This window comes from Pseudomonas triticifolii, assembly GCF_014358015.1.
GTDB lineage: Bacteria > Pseudomonadota > Gammaproteobacteria > Pseudomonadales > Pseudomonadaceae > Aquipseudomonas > Aquipseudomonas triticifolii.
Genome location: NZ_JACONV010000032.1, coordinates 1 through 16,509 on the forward strand (window position 1 = coordinate 1; position 16,509 = coordinate 16,509).

Here is a 16,509-nt window from a genome sequence, read left to right on the forward strand (position 1 = left end):
CAATACAGGTTGTACCGAATAGCTAAAACCTGTGGGAGCGAGCTTGCTCGCGAAGGCCATTTTTCAAACGCTACGCCTCTAGCGTCGGCATCGGCCGGTTCGCGAGCGGGCTCGCTCCCACAGGATGTTGATCACCTCAATAACCCGTCATTTCAACGGAATGCACCATGACCAAAACCCTCGCAGCCCTGGCCTTTGGCCTGTTGACCCTGACCGCTCACGCCGCCGATGCGCCTTTGAAGGTCGGTACCACCGCAGCCTTCGCCATTCCGCTTGAGGCCGCCGTCGAGGAGGCCGGCAAGCAGGGCCTGAAGGTCGAGCTGGTCGAGTTCACCGACTGGATCGCGCCCAACGTCACCCTCGCAGCGGGCGACATCGACGTGAACTACTTTCAGCACATTCCGTTCCTGACCAACGCCAACGAAGCCGCAGGTTTCGGCCTTGTGCCGTATGCGCCGGGCATCATCAATAACGTCGGGTTGTACTCGAAAAAGTACAAAAGCTTCGACGAGCTGCCGAGCGGCGCAACCGTGGCGATCGCCAACGACCCGATCAACAGCGGGCGCGGCCTGCAACTGCTGGCCAAGGCCGGGCTGATCACACTCAAGCAAGGCGTTGGCTACAAGGCGACCGAAGACGACATCACCGCCAACCCGAAAAAACTCAAGCTCATCCAGGTCGAGGCCGTACAACTGGTGCGCGCCTACGACGATGCCGATCTCGTGCAGGGCTACCCGGCCTACATTCGCCTGGCCAAGACCTTCCCGGCCGATTCGGCGATTCTGTTCGACGGCATGGATCACCCTGAGTACGTCATCCAGTTCGTGATCAAACCCGAGCGCAAGGACGATCCGCGTCTGGCGAAGTTCGTCGACATCTATCAGCACTCGCCGGTGGTCCGCGCCGCGCTGGACAAGGTCAACGGCAAGCTCTATCAGGTGGGGTGGAAAGAATGACGGCCATCGCTCAACGACATTGGAAGCCGGACGTCAAACCTTCGGCGCGACAGACCGAGCTGCACCCGGACCTGAACCATGCCCACGTGCGCTTCATCAACCTGGGCAAGACCTATCAGGGCCGACAAGGCCCGGTGGAGGCGCTGGGCAACATCGATCTGGCGATCCAGCGCGGCGAAATCTTCGGCATCATCGGCCGCAGTGGCGCGGGCAAGTCGTCGCTGATCCGCACCATCAACCGCCTGGAACAGCCAAGCAGCGGCAGGGTGTTGGTCGATCAGGTGGACATCGGCGACTTCAACGAAGACAAGCTGGTGGAGCTGCGCCGTCGCATCGGCATGATCTTCCAGCACTTCAACCTGATGTCGGCCAAGACCGTCTGGAAGAACGTCGAGCTGCCCCTCAAGGTCGCAGGCGTGCCCAAGGAGCAACGTCAGCGCAAGGTCGCAGAACTGTTGGAACTGGTGGGTTTGCAGGACAAACACAACGCCTATCCCGCGCAGTTGTCCGGCGGGCAGAAGCAGCGCGTCGGCATCGCCCGCGCGCTGGTGCACGACCCGGCCATTCTGCTGTGCGACGAGGCCACCTCGGCGCTCGACCCGGAAACCACGCAGTCGATTCTTTCTTTATTGCGTGAAATCAATCAGCGATTGGGCCTGACGATCATCCTGATCACGCACGAGATGGCCGTGATACGGGAAATCTGCGACCGCGTGGTGGTGCTTGAGCGCGGCCAGATCGTTGAACAAGGCCCGGTCTGGCACGTGTTCGGCGATCCTCAACATGAGGTCAGCAAAACCCTGCTGGCACCCTTGCAACACGCGTTGCCCGAGGACCTGCAGGCCCGCTTGCAGCCGCAGCCTGCTGACAAACATTCCAGCGTCGTGCTCGACCTGCAGTTCACGGGCAGCACGGCCCAGGAGCCTGACTTGTCTGCGTTGTTCAGCGCATTCGGCGGGCGCGTCAGTTTGTTGCATGGCGGTGTAGAGCGCATTCAAGGCCGTGCGCTGGGACACCTTTTGCTCGCCATCAGCCATTCGCCGTTGTCCGTCGAAGAGCTGCTCACTCGCGCCCGCACACAGGCGCAACACGCACAGGTACTGGGTTATGTGGCTTGATCGTTTATGGCAAGGGATTATCGACACGTTCCTGATGGTTGGGGTGTCATCGCTGCTTGCGCTGATTCTGGGTATCCCGCTGGCCGTGATTCTGGTTACCAGCGGCAAGGGCGGGATCTTCGAAGCGCCTAACGTCAACCGCGTGCTGGGCGCGTTCGTGAACATCTTCCGTTCTGTGCCGTTTCTGATTCTGATGGTCGCGCTGATACCGTTCACCCGGCTGATCGTCGGCACAACTTACGGGGTCTGGGCCGCCGTCGTCCCGCTGACCATTGCCGCCACGCCGTTCTTCGCGCGCATCGCTGAAGTCAGCTTGCGCGAAGTGGACCACGGCCTGATCGAAGCCGCGCAGGCCATGGGCTGCCGCCGCTGGCATATCGTCTGGCACGTGCTATTGCCCGAAGCGCTGCCGGGCATCGTCGGCGGCTTCACCATCACCCTGGTGACCATGATCAACTCCTCGGCCATGGCGGGCGCAATAGGCGCGGGCGGCCTGGGCGACATCGCCTATCGCTACGGCTATCAGCGTTTCGACACACAAGTGATGCTGACCGTGATCGTAGTGCTGGTGGTGCTGGTGGCGGTCATTCAACTGGGCGGGGACAGGCTGGCGGTGCGGTTGAACAAGCGTTGACGGTCCGGGGTATATTAGCGGCCTTCCCGGACCGGACCGCCTTTGATGAAACTCGATCCCCAGACCCTCGCCCAGATCACCACGACCACGGTGGGACACTACAATAGCGTTGCCGACGACTTTCGCGAAGGCACGCGGGACCATGACGTCAGCCAGAACATCGACGCCTTGTTGCGCCATATCGAAGGGCCGACGCCGTGGCAGATTCTGGACTTCGGCTGCGGGCCGGGGCGTGACCTGAAGACCTTTACCGCGATGGGTCATGTCGCGGTCGGGCTGGATGGCTCCGAGCGCTTCGCCGAAATGGCACGCACCGAGACCGGCTGCGAGGTGTTGCAGCAAAACTTCCTCGAACTCGACCTGCCGCACGCACGCTTCGACGGCATCTTCGCCAACGCCGTACTGTTTCACGTGCCGCTTCAGGAACTGCCTCGCGTACTGCTTCAACTGCACGCCACACTCAAGCCAGGCGGCGTGCTGTTCAGCTCCAACCCGCGTGGGCAGAACCAGGAAGGCTGGAACGGTGAGCGCTACGGTGCCTACCACGACCTGGAATCATGGCGCGCCTTGCTGACCGAAGCCGGGTTCGTCGAACTGGAACACTACTACCGCCCCGCCGGACTGCCAAGAGAGCAACAGCCGTGGCTGGCGAGCGTCTGGCGCAGGGTGTAAGCCGACGTTTTTCAAACAACCACAATACTCTGTGAGATACAGCATAGGCTGCAGTTGACATCAAACTGTGGGAGGCGGCTTGCCGGCGATAGCGTCCATTCGGTCGCTGATATGGCGCTTCAAAAACCGCATCGCCGGCAAGCCGCCTCCCACAGAAATCGCGTCCACTCAGTCAGTTAGCGTTGTTACCGGCTTATGCGTGATCGTTCCCACGCTCCTGCGTGGGAATGCCCGCCAGGACACTCCGCGTCCGATTCCACAGCCTGCGCGCGGCTCACTCAATGCCCCGTCGCCAGCTCTCCACTCTGTTCCTTCTTCTCATCGGCCTCACGACGCTGTGCTTCGGTCGGTTCCTTGATCCTGTACCAGGCCACGTACAGCGCTGGCAGGAACAACAGCGTCAGCAGCGTCGCAATGATGATGCCGCCGATCATGGCGTAGGCCATCGGCCCCCAGAACACTTCCCGCGCAATCGGGATCATGCCCAGGCTCGCCGCCGCAGCGGTCAGCAGGATCGGGCGGCGGCGGTGTTCGGTCGCTTCGACCACGGCATCCCACGGCAGATAACCGCTGCGTTCGTAGGCGTCGATCTGGGTCACCAGAATCACCGAGTTGCGGATGATGATCCCGATCAACGCCAGCACGCCCAGAATAGCCACAAAGCCCAGCGGCGTTCCGGTCGGGATCAGCGCCAGCACCACGCCAATCAACCCCAGCGGTGCAACGCTGGCGACCAGGAACATCTTCTGCACGCTGTGCAGCTGGATCATCAGGAACGTCGCCATCAGGAACAGCATCAACGGCACCACGCTGGCAATCGGGCCTTGCGCCTTGCTGCTTTCTTCCACGGTGCCGCCGGTGGCGACCTTGTAGCCCACCGGCAGGCCGGCGGCGAATTTATCGATCTCGGGCTTCAACTGCTTGACCAGATCCGTTGGCTGAATCTCATCGCGCACGGCACCTTTCACCGTGATGGTCGGCTTGCGATCACGACGCCACACCAAAGGCTGCTCAAGCTCATAGCCCACGGTCGCAAACGCCAGCAACGGAATGGACGCCCCGCTCGGCGTGACGATCTGCAGGTTCTGCAAGGTTTCCGGCGTGCCGCGCTCGGCGTCTTCGGCGCGGCCGACCACGTTGATCAGGTAGATATCGTCACGCACCTGAGTCACGGCCGATCCGCTGACCACGCTGTTCATCAGGTTGGCGACGTCCTCGGAAGACAAGCCTAACTGCCGCGCCTTGTCCTGATTGATGTCGATGCGCAACACCTTGCCCGGCTCGTTCCAGTCGTAGATCACCTCGCCCACATGCGGATTCTGATCCAGCAGCGTGGCGAGCTCGATGGCGTGCTGACGCACCTTGTCGACGTCATCGCCGCTGACGCGGTACTGCAACGGACGCCCGACCGGCGGCCCCATTTCCAGCGGCTGCACGTAGGAGCCGATGCCGACGAAATCGTCACGCAAACGTTTCTGTAGACGCGCCGTCAACGCGCCCCGCTCTTCCAGGCCTTTGCTGACAATCACCAGCTGGGCGTAGAACGGGTTTTCCAGTTGCTGGTCCAGCGGCAGATAGAAGCGCAACGCGCCCTGGCCGATGTAGGTGCTCCAGCGCTCGATGTCCGGGTCGTCCTTGAGGCTCGCCTCGAAGCGATCGACCACCTTGCGGGTCTCGTTGATCGAGGCGTTCTGCGGTAGGTTCAGGTCAACCAGAATCTCCGGCCGGTCAGACGAGGGGAAGAACTGGCTCTGCACGAACTGCATTGAAAACAGCGACCCGGCAAACAGCGCCAGCGTGATGCCAATCGCCAGCCAGCGATGACGCATCGCCCAGACCATGCTGCTGTTGAAGGCCCGCCCCACGCGGCCCGGCTCTTCGGATTTGGGTTTGACCTTGCTGCTCAGAATATGAACACCGATCACCGGCGCGAACAGCACGGCGACCACCCAGGACACCAGCATCGCCACCGCGATGACCGCAAACAGCGTGAAGGTGTATTCCCCCGCCGAACTGTTGTTCAGGCCAATCGGCACAAAACCCGCCACCGTGACCAGCGTGCCGGTCAGCATCGGGAAGGCCGTGGAGGTGTAGGCGTAGGTCGCCGCCTGCTCCTTGGTCTCGCCCATTTCCAGCCGCGTGACCATCATTTCGACGGTGATCATTGCGTCGTCCACCAACAGACCGAGGGCGATGATCAGCGCTCCGAGGGAAATCCGCTGCATGGTGATGCCGCTGTATTCCATGAACACGAACACCATCGCCAGCACCAGCGGTATGGAACACGCCACCACCAGACCGGCGCGCATCCCGAGGCTGATGAAGCTGACCACCAGCACGATAATCACCGCTTCGAACAAGGCGCTGGTAAAACCGCCTACCGCCTTGTCCACCACCTCGGCCTGGTCCGACACTTTGTGCACGCCAACGCCCACCGGCAATTCGGCCGTGGTGGCGTCCATGCGCTCGTGCAGCGCCTTGCCGAAAGCCTGAATGTTGCCGCCTTTCTGCATCGCGATGGCCAGACCGATGGCAGGCTTGCCGTCAAAGCGAAACAGCGACCTGGGCGGGTCGGTGTAGCCACGGGTAATGTCGGCGATATCGCTCAAGCGATAGAAACGATCGTTGAGGCGCAAGTTGACGGCCGCCAGGTCTTTCTCGGACGCGAACTGCCCAGAGGTCCGCACCGAAATTCGCTCCGGCCCTGCCTCGATAACGCCCGCAGGCGTGACCGCATTCTGCGCCTGCAGGCTCTGCACGACCTGTCGCTGATCGAGCCCCAGGGCGGCCAGCTTGCGGGTCGAGAAATTCAGGTAAATCACTTCGTCCTGCTGGCCGATCATCTCGACCTTGCCAAGCCCCGGCACTTCGCGGATGTCCGCGCGGACCTTCTCGACGTAGTCGCGCAACTGACGCATCGAGAAGCCGTCCGCCGTGAACGCATAGATGGACCCGTACACGTCGCCGAACTCATCGTTAAACGAGGGGCCTTGCAAGCCCTGAGGAAACTGCCCACGAATGTCGTCGATCTTCTTGCGCACCTGATACCAGATTTCCGGTATCCCCTTGGCATCAGTGGTGTCTCGCAGGAAGACCATCACGGTCGATTCGCCGGGCCGGGTGTAGCTTTTTACGTAGTCCAGAGAGTCCAGCTCTTCGAGTTTCTTCTCGATGCGGTCAGTCACCTGCTCCAGCGTTTCGTCCATGGTCGCACCCGGCCAGCGGGTCTGGATGATCATGGTCTTGATGGTGAAGGACGGGTCTTCTTCACGTCCCAGCTTCATGTAGGAAAAGACGCCCATCAACAGCGCGACGAACATCAGATACCAGACAAACGACTGATGCTTGAGTGCCCACTCGGACAGGTTGAAATTCCCTTTCATCGTGGGTTTTCCTCATCGACTTTGACTTTCTGACCGGGCTTGAGGCTATTGACGCCCGCACTGACCACTTTTTCGCCAGCACTGACACCGCTCGCCAGCAAAAAGCTGCTGCCCTCTTGAGCCACGACGTTCACGACCCTGGGGTTGACGGTGTGACGCTGCGGATCGATGACCCAGATCTGGCGCTTGCCATCGACCTCCTGCAACGCGCTGAGCGGCAAGCGCATGCGCGGCGCAATGGCCGAGCTGAGGCTGATGCTGATCGCTGTGCCGAGGCGCAGCGAGGGTGGTGTTTCGGTCAGGGAAAAACGTGCGCGCTGGGTGCGCGTCAAACGATCGGCCTGGGGTTCGATTTCACGCAGCGTGGCCGTGGTGCTCACCTCGGGATCGAGCTGGCTGGCCACGGTGTACACCACATCGGCGGGCAACTGATCGGCCAGTTGTGCAGGCAAATCGATCACCGCTTCCTTGATATCGGGCCGCGCCAGCGTCACCACTTCCTGGCCTGCCGAAACGACCTGCCCGGCCTCGACCTTCCATTCGGTGACCACCGCGTCGTGATCACTGCGCAGTTCGCTGTAGCTCAATTGATCACGGGCCTGCTGCTCGGCAGCCTTCGCCTGATCCAGCGAGGATTGACTGGTTTTCAAGTCCGTCAGGGCGATGTCCAGTTGCGCCTGTGCGCCGACGCCCCGGTCGAACAGCTCCTGCTGACGACGGGCATTGGCCTGGGCATTGATCCACTGCGCCTGAACGCGGGCCAGATCACCCTGACGGCCACGCACGTTGTTCTGTTGATCCGTGGGGTCGAGGGTCGCCAGCAGGTCGCCCTTTTTCACTTCGCTGCCGACGTCCACGTTGCGCCGCGCGATGCGGCCCGGCACGCGAAAGCCCAGCACGCTCTGGTAGCGCGCCTCGATATTGCCCGCAAAACGTCCGAAATCCTGTGTCGAATCAGGCTGGGCTTCGACGAACACCACCGGGCGTACAGGCTCAGGTGGCGCTTCATCCTTGCCGCAGCCCGCCAACAGCACGCCACTCAATACGAGGCACGACACACGCTTCATGGTTGCACCTGAGTAGTCTGCGACTGAGGTTGTTGGGCGATTTCCACCTGGATGTCGGGGTGCAGCAACTGGCCGCCTGCGATCACTACGTTTTCTCCGGCCTTGAGGCCGTCACTGATGATGACGCTGGACGTCAGGTAACGCGCTACCGTGACCTGGCGAAGATTGGCCTTGCCTTGCGGGTCCACGACCCACACGGCAGGTTTGCCCAAGTGCTCGCCGAGGTCCTTGGTCAAGGCCGACCACGGCAACTCGACGCTGGCATTGGCCGGTTTGCTCAGCGCAACACTGACCACCGAACCAAGGTCCATACCGTCGGGCAGCGGGTCGAGCGCGATCTTGACTTGCAGCGTGCCGGTTTGCGCCGACACCGCAGGCGTCACTTCACGCACTTTGCCGCTGACCTTGATGGCCGGGTTGTCGAGCAACGTCACCTGCACCGGCTGGTCGCTCGGTGGCTGCACGAACAGAGATTCGTAGACGTTGAACACGGCATCGCGCTCGCCGTCGCGTGCCAGGGTAAAAATCGGCGCGGTGGCCTGCACCACCTGCCCGACTTCGGCCTGACGAGCCGTAATCACACCAGGCGCCTCTGCGACCAGCGCGGTATAACTCAGTTGCTCGCGAGCATTGGCCAGTTGCGCCTGAGCAGCCTTCAGCGAACTTTCGCTGCCGCGCACGGCGGCCTGCGCCGAGTCATATTCGCTCTGGCTGGTGTAACCCTTGGGCAGCAGTTTCTGCTGACGCACGAAGGCCGCCCGGGTCTGGCTGACCCGCGCCTGCTCGGCGGCAACCGACGCCTGCGCCGAATCAACGTTGACCTGCAGGTCCTTGGGATCGAGCCGTGCCAGCACCTGACTGGCTTTCACCCGGTCGCCCACATCCACACTGCGTTGAATGATCTTGCCGTTGACCCGGAACGAAAGCTGCGTCTGCACACGGGCCTGAATATCACCCGTCAGCGCCACGCTGGCGGCGAACCCGGCGGTTTTTACCGGCTGCACGTACACACGAGGCAGTTCAGGGGCTGCCGGTTTTTCCTCGCCACAGCCCGCCAGCAACGCCAGGGCAGCGGCAAGGCCGAGGGTCAACAAACTTGAAGGTCGAGCAGGCATGCAGACTCCTTTTGCGGATGCCAGGGTGCAAGCGTAGGGGGAACGAGAGAATAACGTGAACATGCGACTGTTGGCGCGCGGGAGGGTTCCTTGGCGGCTCTTCGGAGCGCAGGTCTATGTGACTGGAAGGGCAGGTTCTATCGTAGCGCAAGATGCCCGGGTACCAGGACCGGCTGCAAGCGCCCATGACGTGATACAAAAGCTAATGCGCCTGCCTGCACTGAACGTCAGCAGCAGGCAGGCGAGAAACCGCGCTCTGTCTCTTTCAGGCAACTGCCTGAATCACACTTAGACTCGAGTTTCTGATCTGATCTGATCTGATCTGATCTGATCTGATCTGACTTGACCTGACAAACTCAATGGGACGCACTGGCTTTCGAGTAGCCTCTACGTAAGAAGGTGGAGGCGACTCCAGCTCAAACAACTGATTGTAGGTCGGTGGCGGCAGGTCATCAGGAGAATCAGGGTGTCTAGAAATAGCGTTCCTACGACCTTGCCCCGCGCCATGCCTTGGCCTCGCGCCATACCTTGGCCCCACAGGTAATGCAGAGGGTCTTGATGCGGCTCTTTTGACAAGCGCCGCACCGACCGAACCGCCTAGTACTGCCACGCCCAGGGCTGCAGTCACGATCCCCGCTATCATCAGTGGCTTGGCGAGTTCCGGGTTTGACTCTTTAGTCGCCGCGCTGGCTACAGCGCTTCCAATACCAGCAGTCGTGAGTATCAAGCCTGCTATAGCCCCTAGTGAAATGAAACTCAAATGCCCCGTCGGATCGATGCGGTTAATCGGATCCCCCACACAATAGGCATACGCATTCACCCCGCCCTTACCGAACGGGCTCAGACTGTCCGGGCTATTGAAGCGCATCAGCGTCGGGTTAAAGGCGCGATAACCATTGCCCAGCACGTAATGGCCGGTCACCCGCTCGGGTTGTGCGCCGGTGAAACCCGGCAGCGCAGCGCCAGACAAGTCAGCTTCACGATGGCCGTAAGGCGAATAAGCGATATCGGTCTGTTGCGCTGCGGTGGTCACACCCAGAGCGCTGTTCTGCTGGTCCGTGGCGATCAGACCGATAGACTCTCCATCGGCATCCCGATTGCGTTGCGCTAACAGATGGCCGCCTGCCTGGAGCACCGTCCATTGAAGACCTCCCTGCAGCTCAGTGATCATTCGTCTTTCGCAGTAGAAGCGTTGGGTGAGTGCCTGAGCCAAGGGGCCCAGTGTGGCGATTCGATCCAGCGGATCGTAGGTGTAGGTGCAAAGAATGGTCATGATCATGTCCCTATGATTAAGACAGAACTCAAGCGTGCGCCGGCCCGCTGTGCAGGTCCACTGATAGAAACACCAACGCAGCAGCGGCAAGGCCGAGCGCAAACAAACCTGATGGACGAGCAGGCATGCAGACGCCTTTTACGGCTGGCGGCAATGGAAGCCTCTTGAGCGTCCCGGTGTTGTTCGAATCCAGGTCAGAGCCTTGTTTCTTCCACAAGCTCATTACCCCGCACGCTCGCGGATTGGCTACTGATGCTGCCGGTCGTCTGGACGCCAATGGTGCGTCGGAGGGGGCTGACTGCTGCGGCAGTCGCACGCCCGGCCGTACGTTTTGCCATTTCGGCGCGAGCGAAATTAAATCCCCGAAAACCCAGCGTGGAAAGGCTCAGTGCCACCGCAAGTCCGGCCAGAGGCTGTTGCAGCGGTGAGTCGGGGGCCACGTTTTTGACAACGAACGCGGAGCCCCAGACAGCACCGGCGGTCACTGCGCCTACTGCGACGACAGCCGAAAGCTTCTCGCTTGTATTGGCTGGCCGTCTGGGCGCGGGTGATGGCGGGCTCACGTCGGCGGCCGGAGGTTTCGTTTTTACCCCTTTGAACACTGCTTTCAACGAGGGCCGAGCCATTGCCAGACCGATTCCAGCCGTCGCCAGACCAGCACCGATATAGGCAGCCGATAGCACAGTATCAAGCCAATCATGTCCTCCGGGGTCGCTTCGATTGACAGGGTCCCCGGCGCAATAACCGTAAGCGTTCAGCCCGCCCTTGCCAAAAGGACTCACGCTGTCGGGGCTGTTGAAACGCATCAGGATCGGGCTGTAGGCACGATAGCCATTGCCCAGCAGATAACGGTTGGTCACAGGGTCTGCAAACTCACCGTTGAAACCCGGCAGGCTGGCCAGCCGCTCACGATGCCCATAGGGCGTATAGGCCATGCTGGCTGGATCTCCGGCTACCGAAGCACTCAGTACACTGTGTTGTCGGTCAGACGTGAGCAGCGCAGTACTGGAGGATTTACAGGCAAACCATTGATGTTCATGACGCAGAAAACTGCGGTGTTTGCCTCCCTGAACTTCGGTTGCCAGCGTGTCGGCTTTATAAAAGCCTTGAGTGATGGCGCCAGCCAAAGGCGCACGGCTCGCGAGCCTGTCCAGAGGGTCGTAGTGATAGCGGCAAACGGTGACGTGCTGCGGCATGACGAGTCCTCGGGAGGTTGAGCGCAGTGCGTGCAAGCGACGCCATTACCATGAACCGCTGGGCAGGCCTTAACTACTCGTAAAAATAATAGGCTCGTCGTAGCGTTCAACGGCTGGCCACATCCTCCAGCGAATGATCAAGCCGGGTTCTGGCGATGTCGATGAGGTGGACCACCGAGAACGCCAGATCGCGTTTCGCGCCACTGAGGGCGTCGCCGGTTTCGTAGGCGGCCGCAGAGGCGCAGCGCAGTATGTCGCTGACCTGTATCAGGGAGTCTTCAAGGGATTTGTGAGGAGGAGCGGGTGTTGAGCTGGTCATTGCTGTGGTCTCTACTGGTAAGGCCACCTCGCATTCGCTGCTAAACGAACAAGGGTGGCGGCTTTGACGCGGGTTAGCAGACCGGTAGAGAACACGAAACCCGGCGCACCCGAAGGTGCCCCACGCAAAGCCGCCATCAAGCGGTTCTTGAATTCATGACTCTAAACAGGCTGCTAAACCCGATCGCTGAAACTCAGCGACCGACGCAGCCTAGTGTCCAGAATTCATGTGCACAAGGGCCCGGGATTTTCTAGGAAAGTTCGTACTGATGAAAGGGAATTCCCTGAAGGACAGGTCCTTCAAAACCGGTTTTTCGTTAGCTTAAGTAACACATACGCTCCAACACACAAGGCGCGGAACGCGCGTTTATTGTCAAACACAGATCGCGCAGCAAACACCGAACGTCGTGGGAGCGAGCTTGCTCGCGAAGGCATTGGCACAAAGCCTGAAGATGCAGCGCCAGGCCAATCGCTTTCGTGAGCAAGCTCACTCCCACCAGCTTGCGTTCAGCCAGCAGGTTTAACTGAATCTGACGCGCAGGCTTTACATAGCGCTGTCGCGCAGCAAACACCGGGCGTCGTGGGAGCGAGCTTGCTCGCGAAGGCAGCGGCACACACTCTGAAGATGCAGCGCCTGGCCAATCGCTTTCGTGAGCAAGCTCACTCCCACCAGCTTGCGTTCAGCCAGCAGGTTTAACTGAATCTAACGCGCAGGCTTTACATAGCGCTGTCGCGCAGCAAACACCGGGCGTCGTGGGAGCGAGCTTGCTCGCGAAGGCAGCGGCACACACTCTGAAGATGCAGCGCCTGGCCAATCGCTTTCGTGAACAAGCTCACTCCCACCGAATCGCTTTTCTTCAGTGGGTTACAACGGGCTGCTCGCCGTGACGCCCGCCCATTCAGCGAGCGCGCTCACGCCTACATCTCCGGCACTCAACTGCCTGCACCACCGTGCGCCTCTTCGAAGAAGTAATCTTTCCAGCTCGCGGCCTTATTCTTCAGCACGCCCAATTCGTGCAGCTTCTCGGCGTAGATGAAGGTGCGCTGTGGGGTGATGGTGAAGTCGATTTCAGGGTCGGAGACGATCTTCTCCACCAGCGGCAATGGCAATTTGGACTGCTCGACGCGGATGTAGGTTTGCGCAGCCGCTGGCTTGTCGGCCTTGATGATCTTCTCGGCCTCGGCCAGTGCGTCGTAGAACGCCTTGTAGGTCTTGGGGTTTTCGTCGTGGAATTTCTGGGTGGTGTAGAGCACGTTGAAGCTGGCCTGACCGCCCAGCACGTCATAGGAGCTGAGCACCTTGTGCACGTTCGGGTTTTCCAGCGCCTGATACTGGAACGGCGGGCTGGAGAAGTGCGAGTTGATTTCCGAGCCGCCCGCGAGCAACGCAGCGGTGGCATCAGGGTGCGCGAGGCTGACCGAGATGTTGTCGAATTTCTTGTAGTTGGCGTCACCGAACACCTTGGCGGTCTCGATCTGCAAGGTGCGCGACTGGAAACCCACGCCCGCGGCCGGTACTGCGATGCGGTCCTTGTCGGTGAAATCCTTGATGGTTTTCACGTCGGGATTATTGGTCAGCAGGTAGTTGGGCATCGAGCCCAGCGAGGCGATGGCCTTGACGTTCTGCTTGCCCTTGGTGCGGTCCCAGACGGTCAGCATCGGCGGCACGCCCGCCGACACCACGTCTAGCGCGCCCGCCAGCAACGCCTCGTTCATGGCCGTTGCACCGGAGATGCTGTTCCAGTCGACCTTAATGTCGAGGCCCTGCTCCTTGCCATGCTTTTCGATCAGTTTCTGATCACGCACCACGTCGAGAATCAGGTAACCGATGCCGAACTGCTGGGCGATGCTGATCTTGCCTTCGGCCTGCGCGCCGCTGCTGAGCAGCGCGCCGAACAGACCGAGTGTTGCTGCCAGTGCCGTCAGCACCGGACGCTTGAAAGGAGTTGCCATGAAGTGCTCACCGTAGTGGTTCAAAAAGTGGTTGTGAAGGTTGCTTCAGCGCTGCATGCCCCAGCGCTTGACGGTCAGACGCTCGATGTTGGCGAACAACAGGTTCTCCACCAGCAGGCCGATGAGGATCACGGCAGCCAGCCCGGCAAACACCTTGTCCGTGTACAGCTCGTTGCGGTTCTGAAAGATGTACCAGCCCAGCCCGCCTTTGCCGGACGACGCACCGAACACCAGTTCGGCAGCAATCAGCGTGCGCCAGGCAAACGCCCAGCCGATTTTCAGGCCTGCGAGGATCGACGGCAGTGCAGCCGGGATCAGGATGTGCCAGACAAAGCGCAGCCCTTTGAGCCCATAGTTGCGACCGGCCATGCGCTGCGTTTCCGAAACACCGAGAAAGCCCGCGTAGGTATTGAGCGCCAGCGCCCATAGCACCGAATGCACCAGCACGAAAATCAGGCTGTTCTGCCCCAGCCCGAACCACAGCAGCGCCAGCGGCAGCAGCGCAATGGCGGGCAGCGGGTTGAACATGGCGGTCAAGGTGCCAAGCAGGTCGCGTCCCAGTTGGGTGGACACTGCCAGCGTGGTCAGACCGAACGCCAGAACGATGCCGATCAGATACCCCTGAATCAGCACCGTCAAAGAGATCCAGACCTTGCCCGGCAGTTCGCCGCTGACAATGCCGTCGTAAAAAGCAGCGGCGGTCTGCAGAAAGCTGGGCAGCAGCAGGTCGTTGTTCTGAAGGCGTGCAGCGAGTTCCCAGATCACGGCCAGCGCGACCATGATCACGGTCTTGCGCACCCAGCTCAGTTGCCAGATGCGCTGGGCCAACGGCAGATCGCGGGCCAGGTCTTCCTGGGTGAAGGGCTGCAGCGTGATTTCGTATTCTTCGCGAGCGGGAGGTGCGAGGCTCATGGTGTTCGATTCCCTGGTGTTAGGTAGAGCGCGGAGCGCAGAGCGTGGGAACGATCAGTACGCGATACGGATGTCCTGAAAATTCAGTTCTTCATCGCCCTGCCCTGCTTCATCTTCATCGAACAACAGGCGATGAATGCGTTGCGCAGTCTGTTGAAAACCGACGCCGCCAAGGCTTTTCAGATCGTATTGATGGCTGTTGATCTCGGCACGCACGCGGCCCGGATGCGGTGACAGCAGCAGAATGCGATTGCCCACCACCAATGCTTCCTCGATGGAGTGCGTGACGAACAGCAGGGTGAAGCGCACTTCGTCCCACAACTCCAGCAGCTCTTCCTGCATCTTGCGACGGGTCAGGGCATCGAGCGCGGCGAAGGGTTCGTCCATCAGCAGGATTTTCGGTTGCATCGCCAGCGCCCGGGCGATGGCCACGCGTGCTTTCATGCCGCCGGACAAGGTGTGTGGATACGCGTCGGCAAAGGCGCTGAGCCCGACCTTTTCCAGGTAATAGCGCGCACGCTCCAGCGCCTCGGGACGCTTCAAGGTGCGCGACGCCAGCAGCGGAAACATGACGTTCTCGATCACGGTTTTCCAGGGCGGCAACTGGTCGAACTCTTGAAACACCACAATGCGGTCAGGCCCAGGCTCGCGCACCGTGTTGCCCGCCAGCCTGATCTCGCCTTCGCTGGGCTGAATGAAACCGGCCACCGCCTTGAGCAGCGTGGATTTGCCACAACCCGAGGGGCCGAGCAGGACGAAACGGTCAGCCGGGTCGACTTCAAAACTGACTTGATGCGTCGCCCGCACCACGCGCTCGGGCGTGCGGTATTCGAGGCTGACGCCGCGAACCTGCAATAACGCTTCAGTGGTGTGCTGAGCAGCCAATTGCGAGGGGGTGTTCTGGCTAGCCGTGTGGCTTTGCAGAGCAGCATTCATGAACGGTTCTCCATCAGAACGGCGCTGAGCCTTGAATGGTCGTGCGATACAGCTTGCGTCGCAGGTGCGCCGGGCAGCCCGCCGCCAGATGGATCAGCGAGCGGTTGTCCCAGAACACCATGTCGTTGGGCTGCCACTGATGGCGATAGATGTGCTCGGGGCGAACGCTGTGCGCATGGATTTCGTTGAGAATCTGGCGGCTCTCGTCTTCCGGCAGGCCAAGAATGCGCGTGGTGAAACCCTCGCTGACGAACAGCGCCTTGCGACCGTTTTCAGGGTGGGTGCGCACGATGGGGTGGCTCACTTCCACGACCTGCGCCAGTTGCTCGGCCGTCAGGGTCGGACGCCAATTGACCGCGTTGTGGCCCTCTGCATAACGCGCGGTGTAGCTGTGAACGGCAGAACGCCCTTCGACTGCATCGCGCAGGTGCTGCGGCAGCGTGTCCCAGGCTTGATGCATGTTTGCGAACAGTGTGTCACCGCCTTCGCTGGGCAATTCCTGCGCATGCAACATCGAACCCAGGCTCGGCAGTTCCTTGTACGACAGGTCCGAATGCCAGTACTTGCCTGCATCGCCCAGACCGACCGGCTGACCGTCTTCGACGATATTAGAGACGATCAGGATTTCCGGGTGGTTGGCGAGCAGGAACTGCTTGAGCACATGAATCTGCAACACACCGAAACGGCGGCTGAAATCGATCTGCTGCTGCGGCGTGATGTGCTGATCGCGAAACACGATGACGTGGTAATCCAGATGCGCCTGATGAACACGCGCGAAGTCGACGTCGTTCAGGGGACGGGACAGATCCAGCCCGACGATTTCAGCGCCCACCTTTTCGGCGAATGGACGTACCTCGAACGATTGCGACGCGAGTGGTGCGGACGATGAAGCGAGGGAGGCTGCTGGCATGAGAACTCCGACTCCAGAATGTGACTGAGGTAGAGAACTGTATAGATATAAGAAACGGAATTTAAA

The 16,509-nt window shown here is 60.7% G+C and carries 14 protein-coding genes; 4 read left to right on the plus strand and 10 right to left on the minus strand.

Features of this window, described 5'->3' with window-relative positions:
* The first annotated feature begins 167 nt into the window (after positions 1-167).
* The 4 genes from H8S56_RS23290 to H8S56_RS23305 are packed head-to-tail and all read left to right on the plus strand — an operon-like array spanning position 168 to position 3,380.
* On the plus strand, positions 168-956 hold the full coding sequence (locus H8S56_RS23290; RefSeq protein WP_187519906.1) for a MetQ/NlpA family ABC transporter substrate-binding protein: 789 nt from the start codon (positions 168-170) through the stop codon (positions 954-956).
* On the plus strand, positions 953-2,074 hold the full coding sequence (locus H8S56_RS23295) for a methionine ABC transporter ATP-binding protein (RefSeq protein ID WP_187519907.1): 1,122 nt from the start codon (positions 953-955) through the stop codon (positions 2,072-2,074). The genes H8S56_RS23290 and H8S56_RS23295 overlap by 4 nt, the downstream gene beginning before the upstream one ends.
* Positions 2,064-2,708: a methionine ABC transporter permease gene (locus H8S56_RS23300; RefSeq protein ID WP_024685721.1), complete on the plus strand. Its 645-nt coding sequence runs from the start codon at positions 2,064-2,066 to the stop codon at positions 2,706-2,708. Before H8S56_RS23295 ends, H8S56_RS23300 begins: the two co-directional genes overlap by 11 nt.
* Before the next feature lie 45 nt (positions 2,709-2,753).
* Positions 2,754-3,380 (plus strand): class I SAM-dependent methyltransferase, encoded by a 627-nt coding sequence (locus tag H8S56_RS23305; protein WP_024685722.1) that lies wholly within the window; start codon positions 2,754-2,756, stop codon positions 3,378-3,380.
* Between the two features lie 278 nt (positions 3,381-3,658).
* Here the strand turns inward: H8S56_RS23305 and H8S56_RS23310 are convergent, their stop codons facing one another.
* The 10 genes from H8S56_RS23310 to H8S56_RS23355 all read right to left on the minus strand — a co-directional run bounded on the left by H8S56_RS23310 (position 3,659) and on the right by H8S56_RS23355 (position 16,443).
* Positions 3,659-6,763 (minus strand): efflux RND transporter permease subunit, encoded by a 3,105-nt coding sequence (locus tag H8S56_RS23310; RefSeq protein WP_187519908.1) that lies wholly within the window; start codon positions 6,761-6,763, stop codon positions 3,659-3,661.
* Positions 6,760-7,830 (minus strand): efflux RND transporter periplasmic adaptor subunit, encoded by a 1,071-nt coding sequence (locus H8S56_RS23315; protein ID WP_187519909.1) that lies wholly within the window; start codon positions 7,828-7,830, stop codon positions 6,760-6,762. Before H8S56_RS23315 ends, H8S56_RS23310 begins: the two co-directional genes overlap by 4 nt.
* The gene (locus H8S56_RS23320) at positions 7,827-8,945 is read right to left on the minus strand and encodes an efflux RND transporter periplasmic adaptor subunit (RefSeq protein ID WP_024685711.1); all 1,119 of its coding nucleotides are present in this window, start codon (positions 8,943-8,945) and stop codon (positions 7,827-7,829) included. Before H8S56_RS23320 ends, H8S56_RS23315 begins: the two co-directional genes overlap by 4 nt.
* 265 nt (positions 8,946-9,210) lie before the next feature.
* Entirely contained in the window at positions 9,211-10,218 is a 1,008-nt protein-coding gene (locus H8S56_RS23325) for an RHS repeat-associated core domain-containing protein (RefSeq protein WP_187519910.1), read from the minus strand.
* Between the two features lie 194 nt (positions 10,219-10,412).
* Positions 10,413-11,414 (minus strand): RHS repeat-associated core domain-containing protein, encoded by a 1,002-nt coding sequence (locus tag H8S56_RS23330; protein WP_187519911.1) that lies wholly within the window; start codon positions 11,412-11,414, stop codon positions 10,413-10,415.
* A 106-nt stretch (positions 11,415-11,520) separates the two neighbouring features.
* Positions 11,521-11,733, minus strand: a complete 213-nt coding sequence (locus H8S56_RS23335; RefSeq protein WP_024694366.1) for a DUF6124 family protein — start codon at positions 11,731-11,733, stop codon at positions 11,521-11,523.
* Positions 11,734-12,665: 932 nt separating this feature from the next.
* Complete coding sequence (locus H8S56_RS23340; RefSeq protein WP_024686442.1) at positions 12,666-13,685, minus strand: ABC transporter substrate-binding protein; 1,020 nt, start codon at positions 13,683-13,685, stop codon at positions 12,666-12,668.
* A gap of 45 nt (positions 13,686-13,730) precedes the next feature.
* Positions 13,731-14,597 carry an ABC transporter permease gene (locus H8S56_RS23345; RefSeq protein WP_024695689.1) on the minus strand — a complete coding sequence of 289 codons (867 nt, stop codon included), beginning with the start codon at positions 14,595-14,597 and terminating at the stop codon, positions 13,731-13,733.
* A 54-nt stretch (positions 14,598-14,651) separates the two neighbouring features.
* Positions 14,652-15,533 (minus strand): ABC transporter ATP-binding protein, encoded by an 882-nt coding sequence (locus tag H8S56_RS23350; RefSeq protein ID WP_235986855.1) that lies wholly within the window; start codon positions 15,531-15,533, stop codon positions 14,652-14,654.
* Between the two features lie 13 nt (positions 15,534-15,546).
* Complete coding sequence (locus H8S56_RS23355; RefSeq protein WP_024686445.1) at positions 15,547-16,443, minus strand: TauD/TfdA dioxygenase family protein; 897 nt, start codon at positions 16,441-16,443, stop codon at positions 15,547-15,549.
* Positions 16,444-16,509: the final 66 nt, after the last annotated feature.